The following is a 19,263-nucleotide window of genomic DNA, read 5'->3' as shown; positions in this document are numbered from 1 at the left end:
TTCATATATATTGAGATATATTAATCTAAAATAACTCTATATCTATTTATGTTATAATTATAATTTAGTTATTTAATTATAATTTAATTATTTTATATTAACACAAAGGGGGAAAATATGGAATCCCGAATAATTGTTGATTCATTTTTTAAAGAAAATAGTTTGGTAAAGCACCATATAGACTCATACAATAAATTTATAGAAAGTGGTATTCAGAGAATAATTGATGAAGCAGGTCTTGTAAATACCGAAGTTAAAGGCGGATATAAAGTAAAATTTGGAAAAGTTAGAGTAGGAAAACCAATAAATAAGGAAGCAGATGGTTCAGTTAAAGAAATAACTCCTATGGAAGCTAGAATAAGAAATCTGTCTTATTCAGCCCCTGTTTATTTAGAGATGACTCCAATTATTGGTGGAGAAGATGATACTGAAGAAATACTTGGTGATACCGTTGAGGTATATGTAGGTGAGCTCCCTGTGATGCTCGGTTCAAAGGCTTGCCATCTTTATGGAAAAACCAGAGAGGAATTAATAAGCATGGGCGAAGACCCAGAAGACCCATTGGGTTATTTTATAGTTAATGGTTCTGAAAAGGCTGTGGTAGCTCAGGAAGATTTAATTCCAAATAGGATTTTATGTGAAAAGGTAACTAAAAGCGGTAAAACAGTTTATATTGCAAAGGTATTTTCAACAAGACATGGATTTAGGGCATTATGCACTGTGGAACGACATGAAGATGGAAGGTTAAATGCTACATTCCCAGGAATGTCAGGAAATATCCCGCTGATAATTTTGATGAAGGCTCTTGGAGCGGAAAATGATAGCGATATATTTAAAATGATATCCGAGGACCCAACGATAACCATGCAGTTAATTGCCAATATATTGGAAATCAGGGAAGAACACAACATTATTACAAGAGAGGATGCACTGGAATACATTGGAAAAAGAGTGGCTCCTGGACAACCAAAAGAATATAGGCTTAAAAGGGCTGAAACAATATTATGTAATTATTTGCTTCCACACATGGGTGTAGAAAAAGAAGATTTAATTGAAAAATGTATATTTTTAGGAAGGATGGCTAAAAATGCTATTGAATTATATTTGGGACTTAGAGTAGAGGATGATAAAGACCACTATGCAAATAAAAGATTAAAATTGGCAGGAGACCTAATGGAAGATTTATTTAGATATTCATTCAATCAATTGATGAAGGATATAAAATATCAATTGGAAAGGCAGGCTATAAGAAATAAATCCCCTTCAATCCAGGCAGCAGTTAGAAGCGATGTTTTAACTGAAAGAATAAGACATGCAATGGCTACTGGAAACTGGGTTGGTGGTAGAACTGGTGTAAGCCAGTTGTTGGATAGAACCAGTTATCTTGCTACGGTTTCTCAACTTAGAAGGCTTGTATCTCCACTATCAAGGTCACAACCACATTTTGAGGCAAGGGATTTACACGCAACTCAATGGGGAAAAATCTGTCCATCAGAAACACCAGAAGGTCCAAACTGTGGTCTTGTTAAAAACATTGCTGTAATGTGTAAGGTTACAACCGATGAGGATGATGAAAAAGTATTGAATTTACTGAAGAAATCAAATTTAGTAAAATCAGTCAAAGAGAAGTATTAATTTAAAAAAATAAAAATTAAAATAAAATAATAATAAAAAATAAGATAATGAGATAAATATAGAATGAGATAAAGATAAATTAGGATAGGATATAGCAATCATAAAATATATGCTAAATTAAAAATTTTATTTAAAGGTGAAAACCTTGGAAAAACAGACAAATTTATATGTTAATGGAAAATTAATAGGTTCAGTGGATAATCCTGAGGAATTTGTAAAATATTTAAGGGAAAAAAGGAGAGAAGGTGAGCTCTCCCCATATACCTCAATATCTTATAATGAAGAAAGCAACGATATCCATATATCAACCGATGCAGGTAGGGCAATAAGGCCATTAATCGTGGTTGAAAATGGAAAACCAAAATTAACCAAAGAACATATCGAGAAGTTGAGAAATGGAGAAATTACATTCTCTGATTTGGTTAATGAGGGAATTATTGAATATTTAGATGCAGAAGAAGAGGAAAATGCCTATATTGCAGTTTATGAAAAGGAATTAGACGAAAAGCACACACATTTAGAAATTGACCCTATGTCTATATTGGGTATCGGTGCAGGGGTTGCCCCATATCCGGAACATAACTCTGCTCCAAGGATTACAATGGCTGCGGCGATGGGAAAACAGTCTCTTGGTATCCCAATGTCAAATTTGAAGTTAAGGATGGATACAAAGGGTCATCTTCTCCATTATCCTCAGGTTCCAATTGTGAGAACAAAACACCAAGAAATACTCGGATTTGACAAAAGACCAGCAGGACAAAATTTTGTTGTAGCTGTAATGAGTTATGAAGGATACAATATGGAGGATGCTTTTATATTTAATAAGGCTTCTATTGAAAGAGGTCTTGGTAGAAGTAGCTTTTTTAGAAGTTATGAAGGCTTTGAAAAAAGATACCCTGGTGGGCAGCTCGATAGATTTGAAGTTCCAGAACAGGGCGTTAGAGGATATAGAGCAGAAGAGGCTTACAGAAATTTAGGTGATGATGGAATTGTAGAGGTAGAATCCGAAGTGAAGTCAGGGGATGTAATCATAGGTAAAACCTCACCACCAAGATTTTTGGAGGAGCAGGATATTTCATTAAGAACAAAATCTCAAAGAAGGGATACTTCCGTCACTGTAAGACATGGGGAAGGCGGTATTGTAGATTCAGTTATCCTATCAGAAACAAAAGAAGGCAATAGGCTGGCAAAAATTAGAGTAAGAGATGTAAGAATACCCGAATTAGGGGATAAATTTGCTTCAAGACATGGTCAGAAAGGAGTTATAGGTCTTATAGTTCCTCAGGAAGATATGCCATTTACAGAAAATGGGGTATTTCCAGATTTAATTATTAACCCCCACGCGATTCCATCAAGGATGACTATTGGTCAGGTTTTGGAAATGATTGGTGGTAAGGTAGGAGCTCTGGAGTGTAGGCGAGTAGATGGAACGATATTCAGCGGGGAAAAAGAATGGGATTTGAGAGAAACACTTGAGAAATATGGTTTTAAACATCATGGTAAAGAAGTCATGTATGATGGAAAAACTGGGAAAAAATTAGAATGCGAAATATTTGTTGGAATTGCATACTATCAGAAATTACATCACTTAGTTGCAGGAAAGATTCATGCAAGAAGTAGAGGACCTATACAGGTGCTCACAAGACAGCCAACAGAAGGTAGGGCAAGAGAAGGAGGTTTAAGATTTGGGGAGATGGAAAGAGATGTTCTTATAGGACATGGTGCAGCATTACTTTTAAAAGAGAGGTTATTTGATGAATCCGACCCTTATGAATGTTATATATGTTCAAAATGTGGGGAAATTGCAATATATGACCATAAAAGAGGTATTAAATACTGTCCAGTTTGTGGGGAAACAGAGGATATTCAGAGTAATAGAAAGATACCCCCAGTAAATCTTCCTTATGCATTTAAACTACTGCTTGACGAGCTCAGAAGTATGGGTATTAATCCAAAAATGGAGCTAAAAGACAGGGCATGATATTATTATTGTATTTATATATTTAATATTCATTTTATTATTTATTATTTATTTTAATTTAAATTTATAAAATTCTAAAAAATAAAAAAACCTAATAATTCAAAATAATTAATTAATAATTTCTAATATAATTTCTAATAATTAATTAATATATAATATATTGTAATAATTAATAATATTTTTTATTTTACTTTTTAATCGCATATAAAGGCAATAATTTAAGTAATAGGTGAAATTGCATGGATAAATTTGATGTTCCAAAGGAAATTGGAGAGATTGTATTTGGGTTATTATCTCCTGAGCATATTAGAAAGATATCTGTTGCAAAAATCGTAACAGCAGATACCTATGACGACGATGGCTATCCAATTGACGGTGGATTGATGGACACAAGATTGGGTGTGATAGACCCAGGATTGGTCTGTAAAACATGCGGTGGTAGGGTTGGTAGTTGTCCAGGTCATTTTGGACATATAGAGCTCTCAAAACCTGTGGTTCATATAGGTTTTGCAAAGGATATTTACAAAATTTTAAAGGCAGTATGTCCCCACTGTGGAAGAGTTGCCATAAGTGAATCAAAAAGGGCAGAATACTTAGAAAAGATGAAAAGATTGGAAGAAGAAGGCGGAGATAAATGGGCATTAGCTGATGAAATCTTGAAAGAAGCCGCAGGAAAAGATGTATGCCCTTACTGTGGCGAAGTTAAATATGATATTAAATACTCCAAACCAACAACCTATTATCAAATAGATGGAAAATCTCAAAGGCAGATTACCTCCTCAGAGGTTAGGGAAATTCTTGAAAAGATACCTGATGAAGATTGCACATTGCTTGGAATAAATCCAGAAGTTGCAAGACCAGAATGGATGGTATTAACAGTTCTTCCCGTGCCACCTGTTACTGTGAGACCATCCATTACCCTTGAAAGTGGGGAAAGAAGTGAAGATGATTTAACTCACAAATTAGTGGATATAATAAGAATCAATCAAAGATTGGAAGAAAATATTGAAGGAGGAGCTCCGAACCTAATCATAGAAGACCTTTGGGATTTGTTGCAATACCACATAAATACCTATTTTGACAATGAAGCACCTGGAACGCCACCTGCAAGACACAGAAGCGGAAGACCACTTAGGACAATTGCACAGAGGTTAAAGGGTAAAGAAGGAAGATTTAGACATAACTTAGCTGGTAAAAGGGTTAATTTCTCTGCAAGGACTGTTATTTCACCAGACCCATGTTTGAGTATAAATGAGGTTGGAGTTCCAGAAAAAATTGCAAAGGAATTAACAGTTCCAGAGAAAGTTACAAGATACAACATCAACAAAATAAGGGAGCTCCTTAAAAACGGTTCAGAAAAACATCCCGGTGTGAATTATATCATAAAAAAGGTAAAAACAAGGGATGGAAAAGAAGATGAATTAAAAATAAAAATAACCGATAAAAATAAAGAAGTTTGGATTGAAAAAATTGAAGAAGGAATGATTGTTGAAAGACACTTAATGAATGGAGATATTGTTCTTTACAACAGACAACCTTCACTTCACAGGATGTCAATTATGGCACACAAAGTTAAGGTTTTGCCATATAGAACATTCAGGCATAACCTGTGTGTATGTCCTCCCTATAACGCTGACTTCGATGGGGATGAGATGAACCTTCATGTTCCTCAGTTGGAAGAGGCTAGGGCAGAAGCTGAAAACTTAATGCTCGTAGAAAAACACATAGTATCCCCAAGATATGGGGGACCTATTATTGGTGCAATTCACGATTTCATCTCAGGTGCCTATATATTGACGAGCTCCTATTTTACAAAGGATGAGGCTTCTATCATATTAAGAGGTTCGGGTCTTAAAGATGATTTAGGAGAGCCTGATATTGTTAAGGATGGAGTAGAGCTATATAGTGGAAAAAATTTATTTAGTAGGACATTACCCCATGATTTAAATTTAAGATATAGGGCAAAAATCTGTAAAAAATGTGATAAGTGTGAGGAAGAAAATTGTCCTTATGATGCCTATGTATTAATTAAAAACGGTAAATTAATCAAGGGAGTTATTGATAAAAACGGATATGGTTCAGAAGCAGGGATTATATTAAACACAATTGTTAGAGAATTTGGTTCAGAAGAGGCAAGGAAATTTTTGGATACCTCAACCAAGATGTCCATCAGAGCTCTGATGATAAAAGGATTTACCACAGGTATAGATGATGAAGATATTCCAGAAGAGGCAATTAAAGAGATTCAAAAATCGTTAGATAGGGCAGAGGAACAGGTAGAAGAAATTATTAAACAGTATGAAGAGGGAACTCTTGAACCATTACCTGGAAGAGGATTGGAAGAATCAAGGGAAGCGTATATTATGCAGATACTTGGTAAAGCAAGGGACGAAGCAGGTAAAATTGCAGAGAGATATTTAAGTGAAGATAACCATGCCGCAGTAATGGCAAGGACTGGTGCAAGAGGTTCATTATTAAACATTACAATGATGGCAGGATGTGTCGGTCAGCAGGCTGTTAGAGGAGGAAGGGTTTTTAGAGGTTATAGGGGAAGAACACTCCCACACTTTGAAAAAGGTAGCTTATCTGCAAAATCACACGGTTTCGTTAGAAGCTGTTATAAGAAAGGTCTTTCACCAACAGAATACTTCTTCCATGCTATGGGGGGAAGAGAAGGGCTTGTAGACCAAGCAGTTAGAACTGCACAGTCAGGATATATGCAGAGAAGGCTTGTTAATGCTCTCCAAGACTTAAAAGCAGAATACGATGGCACTGTAAGAGATTCAAAAGGACTTATAGTTCAGTTTGCTTATGGGGATGATTATGTGGATCCATCCAAGGCAGACCATGGAAAATCTGTGGATTTGGATAAAATCCTTACAAAGGTTAAATCAAAATATGAATAATGGTAGTAGATTAATTATAATGAAATAAATTAAAATTATAATATTACGAGTAAGGTAATGAATAAGGATAGTAATAACAATATGGGGAAGAATAATAGGTTAATAAGTTAGTTAATAATATGGTTAAAAAAATAATAAAAGATTTTTAAAAGTAATGGTGAAAGAAATGGAATTGGAAAAAAAACTTGAAAATACATCATTGCCTCTTTCATTAAAAAAAGGACTTATTGATAAAATAACTAAAGAAAATATCACCGATGAAAATGTAATCAACGATATAATTGCTGAAACAGTTAAAGCCTATGAAAGAACTTTGGTTGAACCAAATGAAGCAGTTGGAGTTGTAGCAGCTCAGTCCATCGGTGAGCCGGGGACACAGATGTCATTACCATATGAAGAGGAAATAATAATAAAAGATGGAGAGCTCATAAAACCTATAAAAATCGGAGCTCTTGTTGATGAATGTATAGAAAAATATGGATATATTAATATAAATGACTCAGAAGTTTGTGATTTACCTATTAATTTGTATGTCCCAAGTTTAGACCAGGATGAAAAAATACATTGGAAAAGAATTATAAGCTGTATAAGACATGAAAATCCTAAAAAGTTAATAAAAATAAAAACAAAATCAGGGCGAAGCATTACAGCAACACCATATCATTCCTTTGTAATAAGGGAAAACAATAAAGTAGTTCCTGTAAAAGGTTCTGACTTAAAAACTGGAGATAGAATTCCTACTGTGAAGCATATACCTGCAAACTGTATAGATGCCATAAGTATTGGTGAATATGTTGCAAATTGTGGAAGATATGCAATAGATGAAAACAACAACACAATTGCACCAAAAATAAACGGGAAGCCGATAATAAATAATATAGACCTTGATTATGATTTTGGCTATTTCATTGGTATTTATTTAGCAGAAGGGCATTCTACAAAGTATTTTGTATCAATTTCTAATGTAGATGAAAAAGTATTGGAGAAGATTAGAAAATTTGCCGAAAAACTTAATTTAAGTTATAATGAATATGATAACAATAGTGGATTTGCAAAAAGCCATGATATAAGAATAAACTCCTCAGTTTTAGCCGAGTTTATGAATAAGTTCGGAGCTCATTCAAAGGAAAAGAAAGTTGCGGATTTTGTATATTGTGCTAAAAAGGAATTTGTTAAGGGAGTAGTTAGAGGATACTTTGATGGAGATGGTAATTTAAATCCTGAAAGAAAAGTTATAAGGACATATTCATCTTCAAAACGGCTAATAGATGATATGGCATTGTTGCTGTCAAGATTTAATATATTCTCAGTGAAAACTATAATGAAAGGGCAGTATGGTTTAATTATACCTCACAGATATGCAAAAGCATATTATAATGAAATTGGATTCACAGTTCCTAAAAAGGCAGAAAAATTAAAGGAATTGGTTGAATCATTGAACGATGAAAACACATACGATTCAATTGATATGATTCCATCAATAGGGGATGCATTCCAGGTATTATCTGATAAAGTTGGATATCCATCGGTTTATGCAAAGAAATTTACAAATAAACAAAAAATTGGAAGGGGAGCTCTTCAAAAACATATAACAAAAATGGAAGAAATTGCAAAAGAAAAAACATCGACATAACCAAGATAGAAGAGTACCATCTATTAAAAAAGGCAGTAAATTCCGATGTAGTTTGGGATGAAATTGTATCAATTGAGGAAATAATATATGAAAATAAATATGTTTATGATATTTCGGTAGAAGGTCTTGAAACATTTACAACATATGATGGAATACTAACGCACAATACAATGAGAACCTTCCACTATGCAGGGGTTGCTGAGCTCAACGTTACACTAGGTCTTCCAAGGATGATTGAAATTGTAGATGCAAGAAAGGAGCCATCCACTCCTACTATGACCATATATTTAACAGAAGAATATAAATATAATAGAGAAAAGGCAGAAGAAATAGCCAGAAATATTGAGAGCACAACCGTTGAAAGTGTTTCAGATGATATAAGTATAGATTTGGTTAAAAGCTGTATAAATGTGATATTAAATCCTGAACAAATGGCTAAAAGAGGAATTACAGTAGATGATGTAGTGGAATCAATTAAAAAGAAGATGAAATTAAAAATCGATATTGAAGGAAATGTGCTTCATTTGATAATAAAAACTCCTTCATTAAAAGCACTTAGAAAAAGAATTCCAAAGGTCAAAACAATACACTTAAAAGGAGTTCCAAATATACCTAGGGTAATTATAAGAAAGGAAGAAGGGACAGAAGAGTATATATTATACAGTGAAGGTTCAAATTTAAAAGAAGTCTTTGAAATCGAAGGAGTAGATACAACAAGAACAACTACAAACAATATTTTGGAAATTCAGGATGTTTTGGGTATAGAAGCTGCAAGAAACGCAATTATAGATGAGATAAATGCAACTCTTAGCCAGCAGGGTCTTACTGTGGATATTAGGCATTTAATGCTTGTTGCAGACATTATGACTGTGGATGGTTCTGTGAAACCAATTGGAAGACACGGTATTAGTGGTGAAAAAGCCTCTGTCCTTGCAAGAGCGGCTTTTGAAGAAACCGTAAAACATTTATATGCTGCTGCTGAAAGGGGATATGCTGATAAGCTAAATGGTGTTGTAGAAAATATAATCGTTGGAAAGCCTATATCCATGGGAACAGGATGCGTTGATGTTTATATCGATAGAGAATATGAAGAAGGAAAAGGGTTAATTTTAAATAGTGAAAAGGATATAGAATGCAACGAATGTATTGATGAAAATAAAAATAAAAATAAAAATGATGAATAGTAAAATAACTAAAAATAAAAAGATTAATAAATAATGAATGATAAGATATTAAAATAATTTATTTTACTTTAAATATTTTTTATATTAAAATTTAATATCTTTTTTAACATTTAAATATAACACTATATACAAAAAGTATAAAAATAACTTTTATCTATTTACTATGGTTATAAATTTATCACACACTGTGATATATACTGTAATGCATATGTATTATTGAGGACTTCACTGAATAAAAAAAATTAAACTTAATCAGGAAGGACCTCTGGAGTAAAAATGAGAAGGAGGTAATATTATGGATATAAACAGAGCTATAAGAGTAGCAGTAGATACTGGAAATGTAGTTTTAGGAACAAAACAAACGATAAAACTTGCAAAACACGGCGAAGGGAATTTAATAATATTGGCAGGAAACTGTGCAAAGGAAGTTATGGACGATATAACATATTATGCAAAATTATCAAACATTCCAATTTACAATCATGATTCAACATCATTAGAGTTGGGTGCTATCTGTGGAAAACCTTTCCCTGTTTCTGCACTGGTGGTTATTGAACCTGGAAACTCAACTATTTTAAATGTAGTAAAATAAAAATGAAGAATAAAAAATGAAGAATAATCAGGTGATGGTTTAATGAAGGTCAAGATAACGAGAGACGACATGATGAAAATCGGTCTTTTTGAAAAAATAACTGGTGCGGATGTAATGGACTGCATTTCTGACGATGAAAGAATTGTATTTGTGGTTAAGGAAGGAGACATTGGTGCAGCAATTGGGAAAGGTGGAGAGAATGTAAAAAATGCCATGGAAAAATTTGGTAAAAAGATAGATGTTATTGAATACTCCTCAGATTTGAAAAAATTCGTTAGAAATGTATTTGCTCCATTGAAGTTAGAAGATGTCTGGATAAAAAAATTTGGAGATGATGTGGTTGTATATATTAGAGTTCATCCCAAATTAAGAAGGACAATTATTGGAAATAGGGGAAAAAATATCGATAGGGCTGTTAATATTGTGGGCAGACTTTCAGATATAAAAAATATTAAGGTAGTTTCAGAACCTAGGAAAAACCCAAAAGGAAAATATCATAAAAAATTTGAAAAGACTGAAAAACCTAAAACTGAAAATAAAGTAGCAGAAAATAAGAATATAGAGGCAGAAAAACTGAAAGAAGAAGTAGTTTCAGAAAGTAATGAATAATATTGGATAATTATTAAATGCTTAAATATATATATAAAATTAAAATATAAGGTGGTAATAGCATGTCAGGAAGTAAATCCCCAAGAGGAGAATTTGCTGGAAGAAAATTAGTATTAAAAAGAAAAGGAAGTAGATGGCACCATTATAAATATGTAAATAGGGTTTTAAAATTAAAAGAAAAATCAGACCCATTAGAAGGAGCTCCGATGGCAAGAGGAATTGTTGTTGAGAAAGTGGGATTAGAGGCAAAACAGCCAAACTCAGCTATTAGAAAATGTGTTAAAGTGCAGCTAATTAAAAACGGTAGGGTTGTTACAGCATTTGCACCTGGAAACCACGCTATAAACTTCATAGATGAACACGATGAGGTCATAATTGAAGGAATTGGAGGTCCAAAAGGACAGGCAAAAGGGGATATTCCAGGAGTTAGATATAAAGTAGTTATGGTAGGTAAAAACTCATTAAAAGAACTTGTTAGAGGAAGACAAGAAAAAGTTAAGAGATAAATTATAATAAAATGAATAATTATCTAAAAAATTAAAGAAGGTGAGATATTGGAAATTAAATTATTCAACAAATGGGATACCACAGAAGTTGTAGTTAGAGACCCAAGTTTAAGAGGCTATATAAATATAGCACCAGTATTTGTGCCACACAGCGCAGGAAGAAACTCAAAAAAGATGTTTGATAAAGCCAAAATGAACATTGTAGAAAGATTGGCAAACAATTTAATGAGAAAAGAACATAACACTGGTAAAAAACATTTAGTATTAAGCACAATTGAAGAAGCATTTGATATAATTGAAAAAAGAACAAAACAAAACCCTGTTCAAGTTTTAATTGAGGCATTGGAAAATGCAGGACCTAGGGAAGAAACTACAAGAATTTCTTATGGAGGTATAGCATTCCTTCAATCAGTTGATGTATCTCCATCAAGAAGATTGGATACTGCTTTAAGAAATATAGCCCTTGGTGCAATGCAATCAGCACATAAAAGTAAAAAAACCTTTGCACAGTGTTTAGCTGATGAAATAATCTTCGCTTCAAAAGCAGATATGCAAAGAAGTTATGCAGTAAGAAAGAAAGAAGAAAAAGAAAGAGTTGCTCAATCTGCAAGATAAATGATTATTTATTATTATATTTTATCATTTATCTTTAATTTAGTTATTGTTATTTATCCACATTTAGATATCTATTTATTATTTTTTATATAAATATCAGAAAGGTATTTAAATCAATTTTAATATAATTAGCTATATTTAATGAAAATATATTCATAAATTATGAACTATATAAATTCATCATGAGGATGAGATTATGGGAAGAAGAGCAAAAATGGTTGAAAAAGTTAAAAGCTTAATGGAAACCCACGACAGAATAAGAAATATTGGTATTTGTGCACATATTGACCACGGTAAAACAACATTATCAGATAACCTGTTAGCAGGGGCTGGAATGATTTCCAAAGACCTTGCAGGAGACCAGTTGGCACTTGATTTTGATGAAGAGGAAGCAGCAAGAGGTATCACAATCTATGCTGCAAACGTGTCTATGGTGCATGAATATGAAGGAAAAGAATTTTTAATTAACTTAATCGACACACCAGGACACGTTGATTTTGGTGGGGACGTTACAAGAGCAATGAGAGCTATTGATGGTGCCATTGTTGTGGTATGTGCTGTTGAGGGTGTCATGCCACAGACCGAAACCGTTTTAAGACAGGCTTTGAAGGAAAAGGTAAAACCTGTTTTATTCATTAACAAAGTAGATAGATTGTTAAATGAGCTAAAATTAACACCAGAAGAATTAATGAACAGATTTACAAAAATTATCAATGATGTAAATAAATTAATCCAAAAAATGGCATCGGAAGAATTTAAAAAAGAATGGATTGTAAATGTTATGGATGGAAGTGTTGCATTTGGTTCAGCATACCATAACTGGGCAATTTCCGTACCATATATGAAAAAAACAGGTATTACATTCAAAGATATTATAGACTACTGCGAAAATGAAAACCAGAAGGAGCTCGCTCAAAAGGCTCCACTTCATGAAGTTCTTTTGGATATGGTAATCAAACACCTTCCAAACCCACTTGAAGCTCAGAAATATAGAATTCCAAACATTTGGAAAGGAGATTTAGAATCAGAAATTGGTAAGGCTATGATTAATTGCGATCCTAATGGTCCATTGGCAGGTGTAATTACAAAAATTATCATGGATAAACACGCTGGTGCTATTTCCGCATGCAGATTATTTAGTGGTAGGGTAAAACAAGGAGATGAACTATATTTAGTAAGCATGAAACAGAAGGCAAGAGCTCAGCAGGTAGCTGTGTTTATGGGTGCTGAAAGAATTCAAGTTCCAAGCGTTTCAGCAGGGAATATTTGTGCTTTAACAGGGTTAAAAGAAGCTAGTGCAGGGGAAACTATATGTAGTCCAGACAGCATAATTGAACCACCATTTGAATCAATTACGCATGTAAGTGAGCCTGTAATTACAGTAGCAATTGAAGCTAAAAACACAAAAGACCTTCCAAAACTAATTGAGGTTTTAAGACAAATAGCAAGAGAAGACAACACCGTTAGGGTAGAAATTAACGAAGAAACAGGGGAACACTTAATCAGTGGTATGGGTGAGCTCCACATTGAAGTTATTACAAACACAAAGATAGGTAGGGATGCAGGTATTGAGGTAGATGTTGGAGAGCCTATTGTTGTTTATAGGGAAACAGTAACTGGAACCTCACCTGAGGTAGAGGGTAAATCTCCAAACAAACACAACAAATTGTATTTCGTAGTAGAACCACTGGAAGAAAGCGTATATAATGCATACAAGGAAGGAAAAATTAAAGACGAAGACTTTAAGAAAAAGACACCTCAAGAAGTAGAAAAAGTTTTAGTAGAGGCAGGACTTGATAAAGAAGAGGCTAAAAGGGTAATGTCTATCTATGAAGGAAACATTCTTCTCAACATGACAAGAGGTATTGTTCAATTGGACGAAGCAAGGGAATTGATAATTGAAGGTTTCAAAGAGGCTGTAAGAAACGGTCCATTGGCAGCTGAAAAATGTCAGGGCATAAAAGTTAAATTGGTAGATGCAGTATTCCACGAAGATGCAATTCATAGAGGTCCTGCTCAGTTAATCCCTGCTGTAAGATTTGGTATTAGGGATGCAATTATGCAGGCAAAACCTGTATTATTGGAGCCTATTCAAAAGGTATATATAAATACACCTCAGGACTATATGGGAGATGCAATGAGAGAGCTCAGTAATAGAAGAGGGCAGATATTGGATATGGAGCAGGAAGGGGATATGACTCTAATCAAAGCAAAAGCACCTGTTTCAGAAATGTTTGGATTTGCAGGAGCTATTAGAGGAGCTACCCAAGGTAGATGTTTGTGGAGCGTTGAATTTGGCGGATTTGAAAGAGTTCCTAATGAATTGCAACCAAAAATTGTAAAAGAGATAAGAGAAAGAAAAGGATTGAAAACAGAATAATGATTAATCACCACAAAATATATATACCACTTTGGTATAATGAATATTACAATTTTATAATCCTTATAAATTTTAATTATTTCTTTTAAAACTCTTAAATCCATAGAGTAATTATATATAATATTTAGTAGTTATGTATATAGAGTATTTATATTTTAAAACTTTAAAATAAAAACATATAAAAATAAAAATATATAACATAACCTAAATAAAAGATATTAAACTAAGTAAAACTAAGTTAAAATAAATTTGGAGGTAATATTATGGCAAAAGAAAAACCTGTACTAAATGTTGCATTTATTGGACACGTAGATGCTGGTAAATCCACAACAGTTGGTAGATTATTATTGGATAGTGGAGCTATTGACCCACAGGTATTAGAAAGATTAAAAAGAGAAGCTGCTGAAAAAGGTAAAGCAGGATTCGAATTTGCTTATGTTATGGATGGTTTAAAAGAAGAAAGAGAAAGAGGAGTTACAATCGATGTAGCTCACAAAAAATTCGAAAGTAAAAAATATAGTGTAACAATTGTAGATTGTCCAGGACACAGAGATTTCATTAAAAACATGATTACAGGAGCTTCACAGGCAGATGCTGCTATTTTAGTAGTTGATGTAAATGATGCTAAAACAGGATTACAACCACAAACAAGAGAACACATCTTCTTAATTAGAACACTCGGTGTAAATCAATTGGCTGTTGCAATTAACAAAATGGATACGGTAAATTACAGTGAAGAAGAATATAAAGCAATGAAAGATATGCTCTCAAACCAGTTATTAAAAATATTGGGATACAACCCTGATAACATACACTTCGTTCCAGTGGCATCATACCTTGGAGACAATGTAGTTAATAAATCAGACAAAATGCCATGGTATAAGGGGCCTACACTGGTAGAAGTAATTGATACATTCCAACCACCAGAAAAACCAGTAGATTTACCATTGAGACTCCCAATTCAGGATGTATATACAATCACTGGTGTAGGTACAGTTCCAGTAGGAAGAGTAGAGACAGGAGTTATGAAACCAGGAGACAAAGTTGTATTTGAACCTGCTGGTGTTACAGGAGAAGTTAAATCCATTGAGATGCACCACGAACAGCTTCCAAAAGCAGAACCTGGTGACAACGTTGGTTTCAACGTAAGAGGCGTAGGTAAGAAAGATATTAAAAGAGGAGATGTTGTAGGACACCCTGACAATGCTCCAACAGTAGCAGAAGAATTCACAGCTCAAATAGTTGTTTTACAGCACCCATCAGTAATTACAGCAGGATACACACCAGTATTCCACGCTCACACAGCTCAGGTAGCATGTACATTTACAGAGCTCCTCAAAAAATTGAACCCAGCAACTGGTGAAGTTAAGGAAGAAAACCCAGACTTCTTAAAAGCAGGAGATGCTGCAATAGTTAAAATCGTACCAACAAAACCAATGGTTATTGAAAATGTAAGAGAAATTCCACAGCTCGGTAGGTTCGCTATAAGAGATATGGGTATGACAGTTGCAGCTGGTATGTGTATAGATGTTAAAGCAAAAAACAAATAAAATAGATAAATTAGGTAGGAATTAATTATTTCTTCCTTTTTTATTTTTTATTAAAATAGATTTATATCATTTTAAAATATTTAACTATGAAGGAGATATTATGCAAAAAGCAAGAATAAAGTTAAGTAGCACAGACCATAAAGAATTAGATGGAGTTTGCGACCAGATAAGAACAATCGCAGAAAAAACTGGTGTAGATATGGCAGGACCAATTCCACTGCCAACAAAAACATTGAAAATTACAACAAGAAAATCAACCGATGGTGAAGGTTCATCAACCTTTGATAGATGGACAATGAGAGTTCATAAAAGAGTAATTGATATAGAAGCAGATGAAAGAACCATGAAACATATTATGAAAATAAGAATTCCAGAAGCTGTTCAAATTGAAATTGAATTAAGAAGCTAATTTTATGCATTATTTACTCTTGCATAAGCCATTAAATATTGCAATATTATATATGTGTCATATGCAGTATATTGCAATACTTTATTTTCTTTTTTATTATTTAATTCTTACATTAAAATAGCCAATGTTAAATCCTTATTCCGCAGTGGATAAGGAGCAATTGTTTAACCATATTCCATAGTGAATATGGTGTATTTTTTTAATTTCTAATATTAAAATATTATAATAATTTATAATACATAATTTATAATTTTTTATATAAAAAATTAAAAGGGATATGTTGATTATTTATTATTTTTCCACTGGAAATCCATTATTTTTCCAGTTCGTAATTCCCCCAATTAAATTATATAATTCTTTAAAGCCTGATTTTTCCATAATTTCGCATGCTTTCATGCTTCTAACGCCTGACCTACAATATACAATATATTTTTTTGATTTATCTAATTTGTTTATCTCATTTTCAAATTCTGCATCATTTACATTTATCAATTTTGCATTTTTTATATGTCTTTCTTTATATTCCGCAGGAGTTCTAACATCCAATATATAGAGCTCATCATCATTTTTTGAAATCATGTCATAAATTTCTTTTGAACTTAACGATTTTATCATTTATACCACTTTAGTATACATTTAATTTATTCTTAATTTTATTTGGAGATACTATTTTTATAATTATTTTATTTTATTAATTGTTTTTTTCTTTTCCTTTTTCTTTTTCCATAAGTTCTTTAACTTCTTCTAAGAATTTACCTTTTCCAATTCTTGCCATAACAGCGGATAATCTTTCTCTCTGAGGTTTTTTACCGTGTTTATTATAAACTACCATAACTTTATCTATAAGATTCAATATCTCATCTACGCTCATTAACTTCATGCTTATTCCTTCGACAACCTCACGACCAGACTTTCCACCAACATATACCATATATCCTTCTTCTTTCACATCCCTTCCTTCATTTGGGCATGCCGCTATACATTTACCGCATCCTATGCATGCATTGTAGTTTGTATATGATGTTTTCCCTTTCATATGTATTGCTTCGACCTTACAGACATCTGCACACCTTCCACACCCATTACAGTTTTCTTCATTTACAATAGGGTATTTTACCCCAACTATACCAATATCATGGATTTGTGGCCTTACACACTTATTAGGACATCCACTTATTGCAATTTTAAATTTATAAGTGTTGGGTCTCTCTTTAAATCTATCTTCAATGCTTCTACACAACTCCGTAGTATCTATCAATCCACTTCCACAGTTTCCTTTGCCAGGGCATGCAAGTGTAGCCCTTACAAGTGGTCCTTCTGAACCTGTAATAAAGTCTTTTTTAGCGAGCTCTAAAACCATATCTTCGGCATCAAATGGACTTATGTTATGGATTTCAAAAGCCCCCCTGTTGGTAAGTTTTACCTTACCGTTGTATTTTTCAGTTAGTTTCATAATTTCTTTAACTTCATCAATTGAATACCATCCAGCAGGTTTTGCCCTAATTCTTATAAATATATTTCCATCGGCCCTTTTACCAACTCCTCCATAATCAGCAAGCCAATAGAAAGATACTTTTTCGTTATTTTCTTTTCTTCTTCCGAGCTCCTTTTTAAATCTATTAAGTTTTAATTCTTTTAATTTATTTATTTCATTTAAATCTACGCCTTCTTTCAATTCAACAGCATTTTTAATTTCTTCCCCTTTTTCAGTTCTTATTATTACTGTTGAATATCCATCTGGACTTCCAACGCATCCGACTGAGACATCGGCTATTTCTGCGTCGAAATCTCTACATATCTTACAACCTTTATTTATTTCAATGTCTTTTAAATCAAACTCTTTTTTCTCTCCATTTATGTATGCCAATAATTTTCCTCCTTTAACATCAAATTTTTCAACTTTTGCAATATCTATTTCATGTTTGGCTAAAACCTCTTTCATATTGTCATATTCAAACTTCTCAGTGCAAAATAATCCAATAAGGTATTCTATTTTTGGTAATTTTTTATTTTTACATTCTTTTTTGTCGTATTTTGCTAAATATGGGAAATATTGTAGTTTTCTTAAACCATTTATTTGGCAAGGTAATCCTACAACTGCAACCTTTTCTAATCCCATCTCACCAGCTTTTTTTAGTGCATCTAATATTGAAACGGTATATTTTGATTTTGTAGTTTTTAATAAATCTTCAGCATTTTGCACTACTAATGAAACAGGTTTCCAGCACTCATCCCCTACAACTATAGCTCCATCTATCTTTTTATTTTCCAATAAGTATTTTAAAAATGCAGTTACAACTCCCCCATCTTGCCCTTCAATATCACTTTTTGCATAATAATATTCTTCTTTGAAGTTTTCCCTTATCTTTATTTGATATTTTCCTGATGAGACTCTTGGACATACATCATAACACATACCGTTTCCTTTTCTTAAACATTCGTCTTTTAACTTCGGAACTCCTTCAAATGTCAATAAGTCCTTTATACATACTACAACACACATACCACATTTGGCACATAGTCCATTATCAACGATTTCATTTAGCTTCCATTCATACATTTTTATCACCATTTTAGGTATGGAAAATTTTAGTAATTATATATTTATTTTTACATAATTTATTTTAATTTAATTTTATTTATTTTACTGTAATTTATATTATATTATAAGTATGTTATGTTATAGAATATGTGAATAATTTAATCACACATTATTATGCAACTTAATTGTATATATATATTACGATAGTGTAAATAATTTAATCACAGGATAAAAAATAAAATAGCAAATTATATTTTAAAAATATAAAATAAAAAATTAATGTGATATATTATGAAAGATAAAAAATATAGCAATTATAGGCTTATTTGGTGTATATTATTTGGAATACTTCTTATTTTAATGTATAATATAGGAGCTCCGTATAAATTATTTATTAACGGATTGTTATTTATTATGATTTTTATTGATATAACACTACTTTTTATTAAATTTTTTTTAAAAAATAAATAACAATCTTAACTTATTTATTTTTGAGGTGTATTTATGCTAAATTTAATGGATTATATCTTATTATTCGCAATATTTTTTATAGTGTATGATGTTTATTATTAGAAATAAATTATAAAAATTAATTAATGGTTTAATTTTTTTAACTTCATAGTTCATATTTTCAAAGTGCTAATTCCTATTAACTAAGTTTAATAATAGATAAATCCTGTTAATTATACTTAAATAACATTTTTTTAATTAAAACATAAAA

14 protein-coding genes are annotated in these 19,263 nt (G+C 32.4%); 12 read left to right on the top strand and 2 right to left on the bottom strand.

What is annotated here, in order from left to right; translation table 11 throughout:
- Positions 1-117: 117 nt before the first annotated feature.
- The 12 genes from METOK_RS02425 to rpsJ all read left to right on the top strand — a co-directional run bounded on the left by METOK_RS02425 (position 118) and on the right by rpsJ (position 16,000).
- Positions 118-1,635: a DNA-directed RNA polymerase subunit B'' gene (locus METOK_RS02425; protein ID WP_013866657.1), complete on the top strand. Its 1,518-nt coding sequence runs from the start codon at positions 118-120 to the stop codon at positions 1,633-1,635.
- 145 nt (positions 1,636-1,780) lie between these two features.
- Entirely contained in the window at positions 1,781-3,616 is a 1,836-nt protein-coding gene (rpoB, locus tag METOK_RS02420) for a DNA-directed RNA polymerase subunit B (RefSeq protein WP_013866656.1), read from the top strand.
- A gap of 239 nt (positions 3,617-3,855) precedes the next feature.
- Complete coding sequence (gene rpoA1, locus METOK_RS02415) at positions 3,856-6,522, top strand: DNA-directed RNA polymerase subunit A' (protein ID WP_013866655.1); 2,667 nt, start codon at positions 3,856-3,858, stop codon at positions 6,520-6,522.
- Between the two features lie 166 nt (positions 6,523-6,688).
- Positions 6,689-8,155 carry an LAGLIDADG family homing endonuclease gene (locus tag METOK_RS02410; protein WP_048057846.1) on the top strand — a complete coding sequence of 489 codons (1,467 nt, stop codon included), beginning with the start codon at positions 6,689-6,691 and terminating at the stop codon, positions 8,153-8,155.
- Positions 8,152-9,339 carry a DNA-directed RNA polymerase subunit A'' gene (gene rpoA2, locus METOK_RS02405; protein ID WP_013866653.1) on the top strand — a complete coding sequence of 396 codons (1,188 nt, stop codon included), beginning with the start codon at positions 8,152-8,154 and terminating at the stop codon, positions 9,337-9,339. The genes METOK_RS02410 and rpoA2 overlap by 4 nt, the downstream gene beginning before the upstream one ends.
- Before the next feature lie 295 nt (positions 9,340-9,634).
- Positions 9,635-9,931: a 50S ribosomal protein L30e gene (locus METOK_RS02400; protein WP_013866652.1), complete on the top strand. Its 297-nt coding sequence runs from the start codon at positions 9,635-9,637 to the stop codon at positions 9,929-9,931.
- Between the two features lie 42 nt (positions 9,932-9,973).
- On the top strand, positions 9,974-10,540 hold the full coding sequence (locus tag METOK_RS02395) for a NusA-like transcription termination signal-binding factor (protein ID WP_013866651.1): 567 nt from the start codon (positions 9,974-9,976) through the stop codon (positions 10,538-10,540).
- A 62-nt stretch (positions 10,541-10,602) separates the two neighbouring features.
- Positions 10,603-11,046 (top strand): 30S ribosomal protein S12, encoded by a 444-nt coding sequence (locus tag METOK_RS02390; RefSeq protein WP_013866650.1) that lies wholly within the window; start codon positions 10,603-10,605, stop codon positions 11,044-11,046.
- A gap of 48 nt (positions 11,047-11,094) precedes the next feature.
- Positions 11,095-11,661: a 30S ribosomal protein S7 gene (locus tag METOK_RS02385; RefSeq protein WP_013866649.1), complete on the top strand. Its 567-nt coding sequence runs from the start codon at positions 11,095-11,097 to the stop codon at positions 11,659-11,661.
- A 196-nt stretch (positions 11,662-11,857) separates the two neighbouring features.
- Entirely contained in the window at positions 11,858-14,041 is a 2,184-nt protein-coding gene (locus tag METOK_RS02380; RefSeq protein ID WP_013866648.1) for an elongation factor EF-2, read from the top strand.
- Positions 14,042-14,304: 263 nt separating this feature from the next.
- Positions 14,305-15,591 carry a translation elongation factor EF-1 subunit alpha gene (gene tuf, locus METOK_RS02375; protein ID WP_013866647.1) on the top strand — a complete coding sequence of 429 codons (1,287 nt, stop codon included), beginning with the start codon at positions 14,305-14,307 and terminating at the stop codon, positions 15,589-15,591.
- Between the two features lie 100 nt (positions 15,592-15,691).
- Positions 15,692-16,000: a 30S ribosomal protein S10 gene (gene rpsJ, locus METOK_RS02370; protein WP_013866646.1), complete on the top strand. Its 309-nt coding sequence runs from the start codon at positions 15,692-15,694 to the stop codon at positions 15,998-16,000.
- Positions 16,001-16,291: 291 nt separating this feature from the next.
- On the opposite strand, the gene METOK_RS02365 is transcribed toward rpsJ, so the two are convergent.
- Both METOK_RS02365 and METOK_RS02360 read right to left on the bottom strand, forming a co-directional pair.
- Complete coding sequence (locus tag METOK_RS02365) at positions 16,292-16,615, bottom strand: rhodanese-like domain-containing protein (protein ID WP_013866645.1); 324 nt, start codon at positions 16,613-16,615, stop codon at positions 16,292-16,294.
- Positions 16,616-16,691: 76 nt separating this feature from the next.
- Positions 16,692-18,560, bottom strand: coding sequence for a Coenzyme F420 hydrogenase/dehydrogenase, beta subunit C-terminal domain (locus METOK_RS02360; protein WP_048057845.1), 1,869 nt, complete (start codon positions 18,558-18,560; stop codon positions 16,692-16,694).
- Positions 18,561-19,263: the final 703 nt, after the last annotated feature.

It is taken from the genome of Methanothermococcus okinawensis IH1 (assembly GCF_000179575.2).
Taxonomy (GTDB): Archaea; AGJL01; Methanococci; order Methanococcales; family Methanococcaceae; genus Methanofervidicoccus; species Methanofervidicoccus okinawensis.
Note: the sequence above shows the minus strand (reverse complement) of the source record. Positions and strands in the feature narration are given on the sequence as shown.

Bases quoted from the DNA above. Each gene is read 5' to 3' on its own strand.
- rpoA1 (WP_013866655.1), top strand. From the start codon at position 3,856: ATGGATAAATTTGATGTTCCAAAGGAAATTGGAGAGATTGTATTTGGG.
- tuf (WP_013866647.1), top strand. From the start codon at position 14,305: ATGGCAAAAGAAAAACCTGTACTAAATGTTGCATTTATTGGACACGTA.
- METOK_RS02360 (WP_048057845.1), bottom strand. From the start codon at position 18,560: ATGTATGAATGGAAGCTAAATGAAATCGTTGATAATGGACTATGTGCC.
- METOK_RS02380 (WP_013866648.1), top strand. From the start codon at position 11,858: ATGGGAAGAAGAGCAAAAATGGTTGAAAAAGTTAAAAGCTTAATGGAA.
- rpsJ (WP_013866646.1), top strand. From the start codon at position 15,692: ATGCAAAAAGCAAGAATAAAGTTAAGTAGCACAGACCATAAAGAATTA.
- METOK_RS02400 (WP_013866652.1), top strand. From the start codon at position 9,635: ATGGATATAAACAGAGCTATAAGAGTAGCAGTAGATACTGGAAATGTA.
- METOK_RS02425 (WP_013866657.1), top strand. From the start codon at position 118: ATGGAATCCCGAATAATTGTTGATTCATTTTTTAAAGAAAATAGTTTG.
- METOK_RS02410 (WP_048057846.1), top strand. From the start codon at position 6,689: ATGGAATTGGAAAAAAAACTTGAAAATACATCATTGCCTCTTTCATTA.
- METOK_RS02390 (WP_013866650.1), top strand. From the start codon at position 10,603: ATGTCAGGAAGTAAATCCCCAAGAGGAGAATTTGCTGGAAGAAAATTA.
- METOK_RS02365 (WP_013866645.1), bottom strand. From the start codon at position 16,615: ATGATAAAATCGTTAAGTTCAAAAGAAATTTATGACATGATTTCAAAA.
- METOK_RS02395 (WP_013866651.1), top strand. From the start codon at position 9,974: ATGAAGGTCAAGATAACGAGAGACGACATGATGAAAATCGGTCTTTTT.